The organism is Kitasatospora sp. MMS16-BH015, from assembly GCF_002943525.1.
In the GTDB taxonomy this organism is placed as follows: Bacteria; Actinomycetota; Actinomycetes; order Streptomycetales; family Streptomycetaceae; genus Kitasatospora.
Window position 1 is genome coordinate 26604 of record NZ_CP025394.1, and the last position, 14730, is coordinate 41333.

14 protein-coding genes and 2 pseudogenes are annotated in these 14730 nt (G+C 73.7%); 8 read left to right on the forward strand and 8 right to left on the reverse strand.

All coding sequences use genetic code 11. The annotated features are described in order from the left end of the window. Nucleotides 1-331 precede the first annotated feature (331 nt). Entirely contained in the window at nt 332-751 is a 420-nt protein-coding gene (locus CFP65_RS00120; RefSeq protein WP_158701939.1) for a hypothetical protein, read from the forward strand. A gap of 334 nt (nt 752-1085) precedes the next feature. Here the strand turns inward: CFP65_RS00120 and CFP65_RS00125 are convergent, their stop codons facing one another. Beyond that, nucleotides 1086-1574, reverse strand: coding sequence for a hypothetical protein (locus CFP65_RS00125; protein WP_158701940.1), 489 nt, complete (start codon nt 1572-1574; stop codon nt 1086-1088). Between the two features lie 466 nt (nt 1575-2040). Further along, nucleotides 2041-2247: pseudogene (locus CFP65_RS42360) on the reverse strand (gfo/Idh/MocA family oxidoreductase); the annotation flags it as partial. 437 nt (nt 2248-2684) lie between these two features. On the opposite strand from CFP65_RS42360, the gene CFP65_RS00135 reads away from it, so the two are divergent. The 4 genes and pseudogenes from CFP65_RS00135 (at nt 2685) to CFP65_RS00155 (ending at nt 4820) form a co-directional block, all read left to right on the forward strand. Beyond that, the gene (locus CFP65_RS00135) at nt 2685-3158 is read left to right on the forward strand and encodes a hemerythrin domain-containing protein (RefSeq protein WP_104814159.1); all 474 of its coding nucleotides are present in this window, start codon (nt 2685-2687) and stop codon (nt 3156-3158) included. Between the two features lie 172 nt (nt 3159-3330). Continuing rightward, entirely contained in the window at nt 3331-3852 is a 522-nt protein-coding gene (locus CFP65_RS38585) for a hypothetical protein (RefSeq protein WP_158701941.1), read from the forward strand. A 53-nt stretch (nt 3853-3905) separates the two neighbouring features. After that, nucleotides 3906-4028 (forward strand): annotated as a pseudogene (locus CFP65_RS00145) (hydrophobic protein); the annotation flags it as partial. 531 nt (nt 4029-4559) lie between these two features. Continuing rightward, a complete protein-coding gene (locus CFP65_RS00155; protein ID WP_104814160.1) occupies nt 4560-4820 on the forward strand; it encodes a DUF4235 domain-containing protein in 261 nt (86 codons plus the stop codon). Nucleotides 4821-4919: 99 nt separating this feature from the next. Here the strand turns inward: CFP65_RS00155 and CFP65_RS00160 are convergent, their stop codons facing one another. From CFP65_RS00160 to CFP65_RS00170, 3 genes are read right to left on the reverse strand one after another with little or no spacing between them, the layout of a single operon-like run. After that, nucleotides 4920-5483, reverse strand: coding sequence for an MBL fold metallo-hydrolase (locus tag CFP65_RS00160; RefSeq protein ID WP_104814161.1), 564 nt, complete (start codon nt 5481-5483; stop codon nt 4920-4922). Between the two features lie 17 nt (nt 5484-5500). Then, a complete protein-coding gene (locus CFP65_RS00165) occupies nt 5501-7150 on the reverse strand; it encodes an amidohydrolase (protein ID WP_104814162.1) in 1650 nt (549 codons plus the stop codon). Between the two features lie 59 nt (nt 7151-7209). Next, the gene (locus CFP65_RS00170) at nt 7210-8709 is read right to left on the reverse strand and encodes an APC family permease (protein WP_168219568.1); all 1500 of its coding nucleotides are present in this window, start codon (nt 8707-8709) and stop codon (nt 7210-7212) included. Between the two features lie 187 nt (nt 8710-8896). On the opposite strand from CFP65_RS00170, the gene CFP65_RS00175 reads away from it, so the two are divergent. Both CFP65_RS00175 and CFP65_RS00180 read left to right on the forward strand, forming a co-directional pair. Then, nucleotides 8897-9622 (forward strand): TetR/AcrR family transcriptional regulator, encoded by a 726-nt coding sequence (locus CFP65_RS00175; RefSeq protein WP_104814163.1) that lies wholly within the window; start codon nt 8897-8899, stop codon nt 9620-9622. Nucleotides 9623-9826: 204 nt separating this feature from the next. After that, a complete protein-coding gene (locus tag CFP65_RS00180) occupies nt 9827-10834 on the forward strand; it encodes an Lrp/AsnC family transcriptional regulator (protein ID WP_104814164.1) in 1008 nt (335 codons plus the stop codon). Between the two features lie 11 nt (nt 10835-10845). Here CFP65_RS00180 and CFP65_RS00185 read toward each other — a convergent pair whose 3' ends face one another. The 3 genes from CFP65_RS00185 to CFP65_RS00195 all read right to left on the reverse strand — a co-directional run bounded on the left by CFP65_RS00185 (nt 10846) and on the right by CFP65_RS00195 (nt 13292). Further along, nucleotides 10846-12102: a M20 family metallopeptidase gene (locus CFP65_RS00185; protein WP_104814165.1), complete on the reverse strand. Its 1257-nt coding sequence runs from the start codon at nt 12100-12102 to the stop codon at nt 10846-10848. 310 nt (nt 12103-12412) lie between these two features. Then, entirely contained in the window at nt 12413-12841 is a 429-nt protein-coding gene (locus tag CFP65_RS00190) for a thioredoxin family protein (RefSeq protein ID WP_104814166.1), read from the reverse strand. Beyond that, nucleotides 12834-13292 (reverse strand): DUF4395 domain-containing protein, encoded by a 459-nt coding sequence (locus tag CFP65_RS00195; protein ID WP_104814167.1) that lies wholly within the window; start codon nt 13290-13292, stop codon nt 12834-12836. Before CFP65_RS00195 ends, CFP65_RS00190 begins: the two co-directional genes overlap by 8 nt. Before the next feature lie 319 nt (nt 13293-13611). Here CFP65_RS00195 and CFP65_RS00200 point away from each other — a divergent pair, with 319 nt between their 5' ends. Next, nucleotides 13612-14709 (forward strand): MerR family transcriptional regulator, encoded by a 1098-nt coding sequence (locus CFP65_RS00200; RefSeq protein WP_168219658.1) that lies wholly within the window; start codon nt 13612-13614, stop codon nt 14707-14709. Nucleotides 14710-14730 lie beyond the last annotated feature (21 nt).

Below are 14730 nucleotides of genomic sequence, written 5' to 3' on the forward strand. Positions count from 1 at the left end.
CGCGCCGGCCGGTCTGGACGCCGGCCAGGACGCCGTTGGCGGTGAGCGGGATGCCGTCGTCGCCGCGGCACGTGCTCTCCGCCGTCGGCGGCTCTCCAGCGGTGGCCGGGGCAGGTCATGGCCACCGTAAGCTCGATCTCCAGACCTCCGTCCGTGGCTGCCCGCGGCAGTACGGTGCCGCCGAGACTGCGGGCGAAGACCGCAGGGTGGGGGGCTCGCGGCCGGTCGTGCGGCCCCGGGCGGCCGGGCTTCCCGCGTCGAGGCGCCGAGCGCCCGTTTATGATCTTGCCGCCGAATGTTCCAACTCCTCCCTTCTGAATGGCGGCTGACCATGCGTAGGTCCAAGGCAATATCCGTCCTGTCCGTCCTGGCCCTCACGACACTGGGCAGCGCGGTGACAGCACCGGCGGCCCATGCCGGCGGCTACGGCTGCGCGGGCAATCTGGTCTGGTCCGCCGAGGTCACCGACATGAACGGAGGGGAGGCAGGCTGGCTCTACGACTACTGGGACGGCACCGACAACTGCTCCGTCTTCGTGAAGACCGAGTATGCGGGCACCAAGACGTGGACCAACCTCTCGATCATCAACTCCGCCGGGGTCAGCGGCGGCCACGACTACGGTTCCTTCAGCACCTACGCCGGCCCGGTGCGGGTCAACGGGGTCGGCGTGTGCGTCCACGAGTTCGTCGCGGAGAACGACCTCAACGGCAACCAGTTCGTCAACTGGCTGTCCGGCGACCACGGCTGCTGATTCTGCCTACCAGCCCCACCACCGTGTCCGCGGAGGCTGGAGTGTCCCGTGCCGCCGCGCATGCACGGGTCTGGTCCTTGCGGCATCCCGCGGCGTCGGGGGTGGCGACCGTCTGCCCGGGCAGGAGCAGCCGGCGGCGGGGCGGTCGGAGCGGCTCGGCGGGGGCCGGAGCGGCCCCCGCCAGTGCGCGGCGGGACGCGGGTGCGGCGGCCGCTGTGGCCGGTGCGGCCGGGCCGGCCGCGAAGATGCGGCGGGCGGCCTCGGGGTAGCTCTCGGACCGCGCCGCGCCCGAGGCGGCGGCACGGCAGCGCCGCCGCCAAGAGGCACGGACCGGTCAGGTGTTGCTGTTCCAGCGGGGCGCACCCTTGCACGGCCCCGTACCCGGCACCGGAGCGTAGATCACCAGATTGCCGTCGAGCTGGAAGCACAGGTAGTAGTACGCACCGGTGTTGCCGCCCGTCCCGGAGTTCCACAGGGGCTGGTTGTTCTGCTGTACGACGAGGTTGCCGTCGTTCTGCATGATGGCGTCCGCGCCGGGGTGTCCCCAGGTCTGCGTGCTCCACAGCCCCGAGCCGTTGACGTCGTAGATCACCAGGTTGCCGTCGTTCTGCATGGCGAGCTGGTACTGGCCCACGCACCAACGGACCCCGTAAGGGAGACTCTGGCCGGGGGCCCAGTACATGTTGGACGTCATGCCGTACTTGCAAGGGACCCAGGCGTCGTTGGGGGTCCTCGTGGTGGCGGACGCGGAGGTGGGGGCCAACAGGGCGGCCGCGGTGACAGCGGCGGCGGCAAGCCGCAGGGCTGCCAGAGGGAGTCGCATGGGGCTGAACCTTCCTGGTCGATGAATCAACGGTCGGGAAGTGCTCATGTCCGTGCATGCCCCTGTCAAAAGGAGCGATGCTCAGCATATCGGCCGAGGCAACTCGCATGCCAGATGCCGTCAGCAGGCGTGAATCCACAAGGTCGGCAGTTCGGATCGTGTCCCGCATCGAGCAGTTGGCAGGTTTTCGGGTTCGGGAGAGTTGGGGACGAGCGGGTCGGCGGTTCCTGGCGAGTGCCTCGTGGGGGCGGACGGTGTTGTACGAACCCGAGCCGCAGCTGCGGGGACTCGAAGCTGAAGACCGCGGTGGCCGAGCCGCCGTCCGCGAACTCCAGCAGCGCCGAGCGTGGGTCGGCACCGTCACCTCGAACTCGGTGCCCGCCCGGGGGCCCGACCCGATGGTGCGGCGGTCCCGGGAGCGGGAGCCGACGACGCTGACCCGGCGAACCGGGCCGGAGGCCGCGACCAGGGCGGTCAGGTAGTACGGACCCATGTCGAACAGCGGCCCGCCGCCCGCCTGGTAGAGGAACTCGGGGGCGGGGTGCCACGACTCGGGGCCGGGGATCTGCATCAGGCTGAGCGCGGTCAGCGGCACACCGATCGCGCCGGAGCGGATCAGCCGCAGCGCGCTCTGCAGACCGGCGCCGAGGAAGGTGTCGGGTGCTCCGCCCACCCCGACGCCCGTGGCCTCGGCCTCCTTGAGCAGTTCGCGGGCCCCGGCGGTGTCCGCGGTCAGCGGTTTCTCGTTCCACCTGGGCCTGGAGCAGCTCGCGCTGGACCTCGTCGGCAGCTATCGCGTCCTGGAGGCCTGCCGCTCGGTGCACGGCGGTGGCCGGTCGAGCAGGAGGGTACTCCTCCTCCTCCACACCCAGGGTCATCACGCCCGGCAGCTACCCCGTGCTCCGCAACCGCCGTCGCGCTTCCGAGCCCTCCGCGGTCAGCCTTCAGCAGGCTGATGAAGATCTCGGTGCGATTCGAGGTAGCGATGTCAAGGGGGCGGCCCGGCCGCTGGGGCATGCGGGTGGTTGCTCCGGTGCGGCGGCGTGAGGTGGACGAGGCGGGGTAGCCGAACGTGCGTCCCGAACGTGTGCGGAACAGGAGGAACCCGGCGTGGACGCGATCGTGCTGCTCAAGGACGACCACAAGACGGTGGAGAAGCTGTTCAAGGAGTTCGAGAAGGCCGGCGAGGAGGCGTACGCGGAGAAGCGCCGGATCGCCGACCAGGTGATCGAGGAGCTGACCGTCCACGCGGTCATCGAGGAGCAGGTCTTCTACCCGGCCGCCCGCGCGGCCGCCCCCGACACGAAGGACCACGTGCTGGAGAGCGTGGAGGAGCACCACGTGGTGGTGTGGATGCTTTCCGAACTCGCCGGTCTGGACGCGAAGGACGAGCGGTTCGACGCGAAGATGACGGTGCTGATGGAGAACGTGCGCCACCACGTCGAGGAGGAGGAGAAGGAGTGGTTCCCCGAGGTCCGCAAGGCCATGGGGCGCAACCGCCTGGTCGAGCTCGGCGAGCAGCTGCAGGAGGCGAGGAGGACGGCCACCCGCGACCCGCTGAAGGTCCCCAGCGCCACCGCCTGACGCCCCTCAGCGGCAGGCGGGGCCCGCGCCGCAGGACGGCCGACCGGTCGGCACCGTCCACATCGCCGCCGCGACACGGTCGAGGACGCCATGGAGCGCGGCGCCGATCCGCACCGCCAACCATGAAGGGCGACCCTCGACCGGTGCGCCACCGCCAGCACGGAGGGCAGAAATGTCTCCGTCACCCCGGGGGCGGCCCATCGCCGTCTACCTCAACGACCACCTCACCGGAGCCGTCGCGGGCGCGGCACTGGCCCGCCGCATGGCCGGCGCCCACCTGGAGAGCAGCCGGGCCGGCGCACTACGGGAGCTGGCCGACGACATCGCCCAGGACCGCGATGCGCTGCTGCGGATCATGGAGCGCCTCGGCGTGCCCGTCCACCGCTACCGCACCTGGCTGGGCCTGGCCGCGGAGAGGGCAGGCCGCCTCAAGCCCAACGGAACCCTCGTTCGCCGAGCACCCCTGTCCGACCTGGTCGAACTGGAAACCCTGCGCACCGGTGTCGAAGGCAAAGCCGCCCTCTGGCGGGCTCTCCTGGCCATCGCGGGCCAGGAGCCGCAGCTGCACGAGGCCGAGCTGGAACGCCTGGCCGAGCGGGCCCGGGACCAGGCGCGGCTCCTGAGCGACTGGCACCACACCGTCAGCACCCAGGTCCTCGCTCCGGACACGGGACGCACCGCAGCCGACGTGTGATCGGTGCATAAGGGGCACCGCGCGGGGCAGACGAGCCGCGTCAAGGCAAACGCGCCGGTTTCGCACTCAAGGCCCTGTGGTGCATGGCGGTCGTGGTGCTGGTGGTCTGGCTGCTCGGCTTCGTCGCGCGCGGTACCAGCGGCACGGGCGGCCGGGGCCACGGGTACCGCTGGTAGGGCTACTCCCGTCAGCACCCCTTCGCCGCGACCAGCACGTCCGCACGGCCGTGAGCCGGCGGTCGGCGGGGACGCGGCATACCGAAACGGAGGAGACGGTGAACGCTGTTCTGCCGCTTGCGGCAAGTTCCAAGGGCATGCCCCTGCTCGCGGTGCTCATCGCCGTGGCGGTGGGCGCGCTGCTGATCGGCGCGTTCGTGTGGGGCGCACGCCGCCTCGAGCGCCGAAAGCCCCCCGTCCCGCCCCACGGTGCGCCGGCTGCCCGGGCCGGATCATGGCGGACCCCGCCGGATGAGACCGGAGGTTCACGGCCTTCGGGGCACGGGGACGGGCGCGAAGGCACCTGATCCCGCCGGGCGCAGGCGAGCGGTGATCGCGCGGCTGGAAGCGGCGCCGGCGCGGCGGCTGTGCGGGCCGCCCACCGCGCGCGGTCGGCGGGCTTGGGCGCCGGAAGGAAAAGGATTGGTGACCGGCCTACCGGACAGGCGGGGCAATGTCCGTTACTCCCAGCACCACACCCCGGAGGCCGTCATGATCAAGATCCTCTACAAGCCCCTCGGGCTGCTCTTCGGCGCGCTCGCCGGAGTCGCCGCCGGCGCGCTCTTCCGGCGCCTGTGGGCGGTCCTCGGCCACGAGGACGACGCGCCGTCCCCCACCGACCCCGAGCAGACCTGGAAGGAGGTGCTGACCGCGGCCGCGCTGCACGGTGCGGTCTTCGCCCTGGTCAAGGCAGCGGTCGACCGCGGCGGCGCCGCCGCCACCCACCGGCTCACCGGCACCTGGCCCGCCTGAGCACACCTCACCGACCCGGACGGTCCGCCCCGCCGGCAGAAGCTCCCGGCCAGGAGACGTCGGTGCCACGGGCGGACAGATCGACATCTGAACCGGACGTCAGACAGGGGTCTGCTCGGTGGGGACGAACGGGTGCCCGTGACCGGGGACGATCAGCGCGGGGGCGAGGGCGAGGAGAGCGCGCCTGGAGGCCGCCAGTAGGGCGGGGTCGTGGGCGAAGGGATCCTGGAGAGGGCCGTCGGCCTGCCACCACAAGTGGGTGAGAGCGACCAGGCCTTGGTCGGTGTGGGCCAGTGTGGTGATGTCCTCGGGGGTGTGACCGGGGGTGCGCAGCAGGCGGATGTGCTCGCTGATCGCGAATCCGTCGGCGTCGCGGTCGTACCAGGTGTCGTCCTGGTAGATCGCCATGTGGTCGTGGAAGCGAGCGCGGGGGAAGAGAGCCGCGTTGAGGGTGTGGTCGAGGTGGTGGTGGCTGAAGATCACGTCGGTGATCTGTTCGGCGGTGAGGCCGAGGGCGGCGAGCGGGTCCAGGATCGATCGGCGGTCGGCGACCATTCCGGGGTCGACGACGACGGTGGTGGCGCCGTCGCGCAGCAGAGTGACGGTACTGGCGACACGCTCCTCGGCGTAGCCGGCGGTGAGGACGTGGACGGTGGCGGGCATGACTGGCTCCTCGGTGGTCAGGCATCGAAGGCGTGATGGACGCGGTGGCCTCCGACGAAGGTCTGCAAGACGCGGGTCCGGGCGATTTCCTCGGCTGGGCGGGCGAAGAGGTCGCGGTCGAGGACGGCGAGGTCGGCCAGCTTGCCGGGGGCGATGGTGCCGGTGTCGTCGAGGTGGTTCACGTGGGCGCTGCCCGCGGTGTAGGCGGTGAGTGCGGCGGTGAGGGGGATGCGCTGTCCGGGCAGGAAGACGGGGCGTCCGGAGCCGGGCTGGTGGCGGTTGACGGCGGTGTGGAGGGCGGCGATCGGGTCGGGGCTGGAGACGGGCCAGTCGCTGCCCGCGGCGAGGGTCGCCCCGCTGTGCACCAGGTCCGCGAACGGGTACTGGCGTGCGGCGCGGCCCGGGCCGAGGAAGGGGATGGTGAGTTCGTCCAGCTGGGGTTCGTGGGCAGCCCAGAGGGCCTGGATGTTGGCGGTGGCGCCGAGGGCGCGGAAGCGGGGGACATCGGCGGGGTCGATGACCTGCAGGTGGGCCAGGTGGTGCCGGTTGTCGCGGCGGCCGTTGGCGGCGATCGCGGCCTCGACCGCGTCGAGGGCCTCGCGTACGGCGCGGTCGCCGAGGGCGTGGAAGTGCACCTGGAAGCCTGCCGCGTCGAGGGCGCTGACGGTCTCGGCGAGTTCGGCGGGTTCGAGGAAGGACAGACCGGAGTTGCCGGTGGCGCAGCCGCAGGCGTCCAGGTAGGGGGCGAGCATCGCTGCAGTGCCGTTCTCGGCGATGCCGTCCTGCATGATCTTGATGGTGTGGGTGTTGAGGCCACCGAGGGTGGATTCCTCGCGCTTGTGCAGGAGTTCGGGTAGCTGGGCGAGTCCCTTGGCGCGGTCCCACCAGAGCGCTCCTCGGACACGGGCCGTCAGCAAGCCCTCGGTGGCGGCGCGCCGGTAGGCGGGGGTGGCGTCGGAGGTGGAGGCGTGCTCGCCGAGCAGGGCGTCCTGCCAGGCGGTGATGCCGTACCCGTGCAGGACGGCTTGGGCGCGCAGCAGGCCGGCGAGCTGCTCGTCGGGGGTGACCGGGGGGACGTGGTCGGCGACCAGGCGCATCGCGCCTTCTTGGAGCATGCCGCCGGGCGTGCCGTCGGCCTCGCGTTCGATCCGGCCGTCGGCGGGGTCGGGGGTTCGGCGGTCGAGGCCGGCCAGTTCGAGGGCGCGGGTGTTGGTCCAGGCGCCGTGGTGGTCGCGGTTGACCAGGTAGACGGGGCGGTCGGGCACCAGGGTGTCGAGCAGGTGCCGGTCAGGGGTACCGGCGGGGAAGGACTCCATGGACCAGCCGCCGCCGGTGATCCACGGGCGGTCGGGGTGGGCGTCGGCGTAGGCGCGGATCAGGGCCGCGTACGCGTCCGGGCCGGTGGCACCGGACAGGTCGCACTGGCCCATCTCCACGCCCGCGCCTACGGGGTGGACGTGGGCGTCCTGGAAGCCTGGCACCAGCAGCCGGCCACGCAGGTCGACGACCTCGGTGGCCGGGCCGATCAGGTCGCGGACCTCGTCGTGGCCGACCGCGGTGATGCGGCCGCCGCTCACTGCCACCGAGGTGGCGTAGGGGCGCACCGGGTCGACGGTGTGGACCGGTCCGCCGGTGAACACGAGGTCGGCGGTGGTGGCGGCATGCATGCGGGCTCCAGGGCGGGGTGTGGGCGGGGCGCGGAGGTGCGGGCGGGGCGGGGCTGGGATCAGCCGGTGGCGTCCATCGGCAGAGCGATGGCGTCGGCGTCAGTGCCCCGCCCGGTGGTGAAGTAGGGGGAGCGGCGGCGCCACTTGGCGACGGCAGCGACGGCCAGGCCGGAGCCGACGATCAGGGCGGGGATCAGCAGCATGAACCAGCCGTTGTCGGGGGTGGCCTCGAAGTGGTCGCTCATGGTGGCGTACTGGTAGGCGAGGTACCCGCCGAGACCGAACAGCGCCAAGGCGCTGAGGCCGGGGACGATGACGCCCCGCAGCGCCGGGGAGAGGCCGGTGCGCAGGTCGGCGCGGAAGCGGACGGCGCAGGCCAGCGCGGTCAGGCCGTAGTAGAGCGCGACGATCAGGCCGATGGAGTTCACGGCGGTGAGGATCATCATGTTGATCTTCGGGATGCCGACGGCGAGGACGGCCACGGCGGCGGACATCGCCATGATCAGCAGGGTGCCGACGGCCGGGGAGCCGTAGCGGGGGTTCACCTTGGTCCACAGCCGGCCCAGGGTCTGGTCGCGGCCCATCGCGAGGGCGCCACGGGCGGTGGGGATGATGCTGGACTGGAGCGAGGCGAACGCCGAGCACGTCAGCGCGGCCAGCGGGAGCGAGGCCCACGGCTCCGGGGAGAGCTTCGCGCCGAGGTAGGTGAGGGCCTGAGGGCCCTGGGCGACGAGTTCGTCGGTGCTCATGATGCGTTGGAAGGAGAGCGCGGCGAACACCAGGAGCCCGAGCATCGCGAGCAGGGCGATCAGGCCACCGCGGGAGGCGTCGGAGGCCTTCTTGGTCTCCTCGTTGACGGTGAACGCGGCGTCCCAGCCCCAGAAGACGAACACGGCCAGCACCAGGCCCTGGGCGAGCGACCGGAGGGAGCCGATGGCGAACGGGTTGAGCCAGTTCCAGGAGAACGACTCGTGACCGGAGACCGCCGCCCAGGTGCAGAACACCAGCAGCACGGTGTACTCGAAGGCGAGCAGCGCCCACTGCAGGCGGGTCGCGGAGCGCACGCCCGTCACGGCGGTGACGGTGACGGCGACCAGGGCGACCAGGCCGACGACGGTGCTGGTGCCGGTGGAGCCCGGATCCAGCTCGACGCCCAACAGGCGGTGCAGCCCGGCCTTGTTGACGAACTGCAGCACCACCGAGCCGGTGACCGCACTGGTGTAGGCCATGAACACGACGTTGGCGACGAGCACCACCCAGCCGGTCAGGAAGCCGGGCCAGGCACCGACCGACCGGCCGACCCAGGTGTAGCCGTTGCCGCAGTTCGGCTCGGTGCGGTTCAGCCGGGCGTAGGACAGCGCGATGCCGAGGATCGGCAGGAAGGCGACGAGCAGGAGTGCCGGGGTCTGGCGGCCCGCGTACACCGCGAGCGCGCCGATGCCGATGCCGATGCTGGTGGTCGCGGCCGTGCTGGAGGCGGCGATGGCGATGCCGTCCCACATGCCGAGGGTGCGGCGCAGCTCTGCTGCGGAGGGTCTGACGGGGGTGCCGGCGGCCATGACGGTCTCCTCAGTGCGTGGGGGCCCTGCACCTGCGCGCTCGAGCGGCACGAGGCAGGTGGAGGGGGTGCACCGATGAAACAGCCCTGCCATAGTTACGTCAATAAGTTGTCGTAAGGGCGGCCGACGGCATGACCGCCGCCACCGCCACCCCCAACCGCCACCAACCCCGCCCCAGGAGCCCGACGTGCCGGAACCGACGCGCATCCCCGCCGAACGCCGCCGTAGGCGCCCCACCCGGGGCGGCACCGTACTCACCGAGGACCTGATCGTCACCACGGCGCTCGAACTGATCGAGGCCCCCCCGGGCAACGCCCTCACCGTGCGCCGGCTCGGCACCGCCCTCGGCTGCGACCCCTCGACGGTCTACCGCTATTTCGCCGACACCGACGCCCTGCTGCTCGCCGTCGCCGACCGCCTCATCGGCGACTCCCTGGACGGCTTCGTCCCCGACCCCGACTGGCGCACCGCACTTCGCGACTTCGCCGTGCGGGTTCACAGCTCGGTCCTGCGCCACCCCCGGCTGGCCGCGGTGCGCGCCGCGCGAATGACGGCCGGACCGGCCGAGCGCCGGGCCGTCGACACCGGCATCGGGCTGCTGCTGCAGGCGGGCTTCCCGCCCGCGGAGGCGGTCGGCCACTACCGCACCTTCATCGACACCGTCCTCGCCCACGCCACCCTCGACGCCGACATCCGTAACCTCTCCGAACAGCAGCGCGACCAGCAGGCCAGGGTCTGGCGGGAGGTCCACGCCAGCCTGCCGGCCGACGACTACCCGCACCTGCACGCCGTCCGCGACCACCTGCCGGACCTGGCCGCATCCGCCTTTCCCGACGCCCTAGACATGCTCCTGGCCCAACTGGAGGCGCGGGCGCCCCGTCGGCAGCCAGCCGCAGCGGACTGCCCGGGATGACGCCCCGTCGGCGCCGGTGAACGCTCACCCGGCGGGGCACCGGCGCCCGCCCGGCCGGGACCTCCGTGGCGACGTCAGTCCAGTGAACGTGGGGGTGAGCGCGGAATCCCCCGGGGCGGGTCGCGCGTGGCGGCTAGCCTGGAGCGACGGCTGAGGCGGGCGGGCCGGGAAGTTCCCCGGGACCTGGTGGAGAGGCGGGGCGGCGTGATCGACGAGCTGGACTTCGCCTTGGTGGACGCGCTGCGGGTGGATCCCCGGGCGCCGTGGTCGGCGCTGGCCGCGCCGCTGGGAGTCGACCCGGCGACGCTGTCGCGGCGGTGGGCCCGGCTCTCCGCGCAGGGCGACGCCTGGGTGACCTGTTACCCGGCGGCCGACCACTTCGATCCGGGGCGCACCGCCCTGGTGGAGGTCGAATGCCGGGCCGGTACCGCGACCGCGGCGGCCGAGGAGTTGGCCGGTGACGGGCGGGCGGTGAGCATCGAGGTGGTCACCGGCCGAGCCGACCTGCTGATCACTGTGGCCGGGCTGACCCTCGACGGGATCGGCGAGTACGTGCTCGGACGGATCGCCGCCGTGCCCGGGGTGCTGCGCACCCGCACCTCGCTGGTCGAACGCACCCTGCGCGAGGGCAGCCGGTGGAGCGCCGGCGCGCTCGACCCCGGCCAGCGGGCCGCCATCGCCGCCGCCCGGCCGCCGGTCGCCGGCGACCGGGCACCCGCCCGCTCGGTGGTGGAGGACCTGCGGCTGCTCGCGGCGCTGGGCTCCGACGGCCGGATGCCGTACTCCGCACTCGGGCAGCGCCTCGGCCTGCCCGCCACCACCGCCCGCCGCCGGCTCGACGCGCTGCGCTCCGGCGGCCGGCTGGTGCTGCGCTGCGACGCCTCGCCCCGGCTCACCGGCCACCCGCTCGGCACCACCCTCTGGCTGGACCTGCCCGCCGACCAGGTGCCGGCCGCCGCCCGCTGGCTGAGCGAGCAGCCGCAGACCCGGATGTGCGCGCTCACCCTCGGCGAGGCCAACCTGGTCACCTACGTGGTCACCCACCAGCCCGCCGCCGTCCGCGGCCTGGAGGCCGAACTGGCCAGGCGCTTCCCTGTCTGCCGGGTGCGCGAGCGCCAGCTCACCCTGCGCACCGCCAAACTCGTCGGGCGGGTGCTCGACGCCTCCGGCCGGGCCGTCGGGTACGTGCCGATCGACCCGGGGCCGGTCTGAGCCGCCGTGACCTAACCGCGGGTCAGCCGGCCCCACGCCAGCGCTGCCAGCAGCGCGGCGCCGTCGGCCAGCACGTTGTCCTCGAACTCCGCCTCCGGGGAGTGGTTGTAGGCCGCGCCGAACGGGTCCCGGCCGTCGGTGGGGGCGGCGCCCAGCAGCAGGTACGCGGAGGGCACCAGCTCCCCCAGCACCCCGAAGTCCTCGGAGCCGGCGATCGGCTTGGGCATCTCCACGTACCGGCCCGCCCCGAGCAGCTCCTCCGCCACCGCGGCCGCGAAGGCCGTCTCCGCCCCGTCGTTGACGGTCACCGGGTAGCCGGGCTCGACCTCCGCGTCCACCTCCAGGCCGTGCGCGGCGGCGATGCCGCGCACCACCCGCAGCGCCTCGGTGTGGGCCGCCGCCCGCGACTGCGCCGAGAAGGAGCGGACGGTCGCGGCGAACCGGGCCTCCTCGGGGATCACGTTGGCCGCCGTGCCGGCGCTCAGCGTGCCGACGGTCAGCACCACCGGGTCGAAGGCGTCGATCCGCCGGGTCACCATCGACTGCAGCGCCAGCACCGCCTCGCACATCGCCGGCACCGGGTCCAGCGCGGTGTGCGGGCTCGAGCCGTGGCCGCCGCGCCCGCGCAGCGTCACGTGCAGCGTGTCGGAGGCCGCCAGCACCGGCCCCGGCCGGGTCGCCACCAGCCCGTTGGGCAGCAGCGCGGCCGCCACGTGCAGCGCGTAGGCCGCCACCACCCGCTCGCCGGCCGCCTCCAGCACGCCCGCGTCCACCATCAGCTGCGCCCCTCCCCCGCCCTCCTCGCCGGGCTGGAACATGAAGACCACGTCCCCGGCCAGCTCCGCCCTGCGCTCCACCAGCAGCCGCACCGCCCCGACCAGCGCGGCCATGTGCAGGTCGTGCCCGCAGGCGTGCATCGCGCCCGGCACGGCGGAGGCGTACGGCAGGTCGGCGCTCTCCTGCACCGGCAGCGCGTCCATGTCGGCCCGCAGCAGCACGTTCGGCCCTGGGCGGCCGCCGCGCAGCACCGCCGTGATCGAGCTCAGCTCCCCACCGCCCAGCGTCACTTCGAGCGGCAGCCCGTCCAGCGCGGCCAGCAGCCGCTGCTGCGTCCTCGGCAGCACCAGGCCGAGCTCCGGCCACCGGTGCAGGTCTCTGCGCAGCTCGGCCAGCTCGGGCTGGAGCCCGGCCGCAGCGGCGGCCAGCCCGGGCAGGTCGAGTTCGGGCCGGCCGAGCGCGGGCCGGTCGGCTTCGGTGGACGTGGACATGGGTGCCTCCGTGGGGGTGGGAAGTCCTCATCATCGGCGCGCGAGGGCCCGCCCCGGCCCGGGCGCACGGATCGGCCACCGCACCGGGGGCGGACGCACGAAACCTGTCGACGGCGGACGTGCGGAGCGGCCGGCCCACCTGAGTGGGGGCGGGATCGGCGCGGGTGAGGTCGAGGAGCTTCTCGACCGGCCCGAGGGGTGGCGGTACGAGGAGCTTCCGGGGAGCTTCCACCACCTGGTGAACGGGGCGCGGGTCGAGGTCGTCAGGTCCGGGCGAGCCGCGCGCCCCGAGTAGGTCGGTCCCGTCCGTTCAGGCCGCCGTGGCGGCCTCGATCGCGGCGGTGACCTCGGCTCGGCGTGGGGGGCCGGAGGCGCGGCCGACGAGGCGGCCGTGGGGGTCGAGGACCAGGACGGTGGGGGTGCGGAGGATGCCGAATCGGGTGACCAGGTCGGGGCGGGTCTCGGCGTCGATCTCGATGTGGGTGGCGCCGGGGGTGGTGGTGGCGAGGTCGTGGAGGAGGCGGCGGGCCGGTGGGCACGCGGCGCAGCGGGTGGTGGAGAACTGGACCAGGGTGACCCGTGCGCCGAGGGTGGCGCCCAGGTCGGCGGCGGAGAGCTGACGGTCGGCATCGCTGCGCCGACGGCGCAGCCGGCCCAGGCGGGTGGCGCGGACCGCGCCGAAGGCGGTGGCCCCGGCGAGCACCGCCGCGCAGACCACCAACCCGGTGGGGTCAAGCACGGCCGGCCTCCGCTCCGCGCAGGCGGACGACCAGCAGGTAGCACTCGCAGCCGAGGCAGTAGCCGAACACGGCGTTGAGGAAGGCCGCCGCGAGGGCGGCGGCGCCGGCGGCGACGCCCAGCCAGGCCGGTCCGGCCAGGTAGCCGAGTGTGCCGAGCAGGCCGAAGGCGGTGCCGACGGCCTGGGCGAACCGGGGTGGCCGCTCGTCCTCCCACTCCTTGGGCGGGCCGAGGCGCGGGCGGAGGAGGGTGCGGTAGAGCAGGCCGTACGGGGAGCGCCGCAGGCCGAACAGCGCGCCGGCGGCGAAGACGAGGGTCTGGGCGGCGAGCAGCAGGCCGCTGCCGGTCACCAGGCTCACGGCGAGGACCACGGTGGTGAGCGCGGCGGCGAACCGGGGCCCGCGCGGGTCGATCAGGGCAGCGGGGGGTGCGCCGACGAGGGCGTCAGACATGGTGGGGCTCCGAGGGGCTGGCGGGAGGAGGGCGTGGCGGAGTCAGGGACGACGACACGCCGCGGACCACACCCGACCGAAGTCGATGTGGGCCCGCCCGACCAGCAGGATCTCGGAGAACACCGGCCCATTGCAGCAACACCGGCCGCCGGGCGTCAACCTGGTCCCACTCCTCGAACTCCGGTGTCCCGGCGGCAACCGGCCACGACCGGCGCGGACCGACGCGGACCGGCGCGGACCGGTGCGGACCGGTGCAGGGGCGCTTGACCCTCACGTGGCGTCAGGCCGCATGGTGGGAGGCGTGGAAGGTCACTGGACCGTGGGGCGCGTGGCCGAGCTGGCCGGGGTGAGCGTCCGGACGCTGCATCACTACGACGAGATCGGGCTCGTGCGGCCCTCGGCGCGGACGGGGGGCCGGTACCGGGCCTACTCGGCGGCGGACGTGGAGCGGCTGCGCGAGGTGCTGGCCTACCGGCGGTTGGGGTTCGGGCTGCGGGAGGTCGCGGAGTTGGTCGGGGATCCGGCCGTGGACGCGGTGGCGCACCTGCGGCGGCTGCGGGCGCTGGTGGTGGAGCGGCGGGAGCGGGCCGACGCGATGGTGGCGGCGATCGACTGGGAGTTGGCGGCGCGGGCGAAGGGACTGACGGTGACGCCGGAGGAGCAGTTGGGGATGCTGGGCGCACGCCTGTACGACGCGATCGGCGGAGCCTACACCGCCACCCGGCGGACCGATCCGCGGATCGCCGACCGGATCTGGTCGGCGCTCGGGAACGCCCGGACGGTGCTGAACGTCGGGGCCGGGACGGGTTCGTACGAGCCGACCGACCGCGTGGTGGTCGCGGTGGAGCCCTCGGCGGTGATGCGGGCGCAGCGGCCGGCCGGGGCGGCGCCCTGCGTGGCCGCCGCCGCGGAGAGCCTGCCGTTCGAGGACGGGGCCTTCGACGCGGCGATGGCCGTCTCGACCGTGCACCACTGGGGGGATCCGCTGGCGGGGCTGCGGGAGTTGCGGCGGGTCGCCCGGCGGGTGGTGGTGCTCACCTTCGACACCGACGAGCCCGACTGGCCGAGCCGGTTCTGGCTCACCCGGGACTACCTGCCGGAGTTCGCCGGGGTGCTCGCCGGCTTCCCCTCGCTGGCCGGGATGGCCGAGGCGATCGGTGCCCGGGCCGAGCCGGTGCCCGTCCCCTGGGACTGCGCCGACGGCCTCTTCGAGGCCTACTGGCGGCGGCCCGCCGCGTACTTGGAGGAGCCGGTGCGCCGGGCGATGTCGGTCTGGACCCGGGTCGGCCCGGAGGCCGAGCGGCGCGCGGTGCAAGGCCTCCGGGCCGACCTCGACTCCGGGCGGTGGGCCGAACGCAACGGCGGGCTGGCCGAGCTGACGGCGGTGGACCTGGGGCTGCGCCTGCTCGTCACCTGAATGGACCTCGGCCGGCTCGGG

Excerpts from the sequence above, each read along its gene's own strand:
- CFP65_RS00120 (WP_158701939.1), top strand. The coding sequence starts at position 332 with ATGCGTAGGTCCAAGGCAATATCCGTCCTGTCCGTCCTGGCCCTCACG.
- CFP65_RS00125 (WP_158701940.1), bottom strand. The coding sequence starts at position 1,574 with ATGCGACTCCCTCTGGCAGCCCTGCGGCTTGCCGCCGCCGCTGTCACC.
- CFP65_RS38585 (WP_158701941.1), top strand. The coding sequence starts at position 3,331 with ATGTCTCCGTCACCCCGGGGGCGGCCCATCGCCGTCTACCTCAACGAC.
- CFP65_RS00155 (WP_104814160.1), top strand. The coding sequence starts at position 4,560 with ATGATCAAGATCCTCTACAAGCCCCTCGGGCTGCTCTTCGGCGCGCTC.
- CFP65_RS00160 (WP_104814161.1), bottom strand. The coding sequence starts at position 5,483 with ATGCCCGCCACCGTCCACGTCCTCACCGCCGGCTACGCCGAGGAGCGT.
- CFP65_RS00165 (WP_104814162.1), bottom strand. The coding sequence starts at position 7,150 with ATGCATGCCGCCACCACCGCCGACCTCGTGTTCACCGGCGGACCGGTC.
- CFP65_RS00170 (WP_168219568.1), bottom strand. The coding sequence starts at position 8,709 with ATGGCCGCCGGCACCCCCGTCAGACCCTCCGCAGCAGAGCTGCGCCGC.
- CFP65_RS00185 (WP_104814165.1), bottom strand. The coding sequence starts at position 12,102 with ATGTCCACGTCCACCGAAGCCGACCGGCCCGCGCTCGGCCGGCCCGAA.
- CFP65_RS00195 (WP_104814167.1), bottom strand. The coding sequence starts at position 13,292 with ATGTCTGACGCCCTCGTCGGCGCACCCCCCGCTGCCCTGATCGACCCG.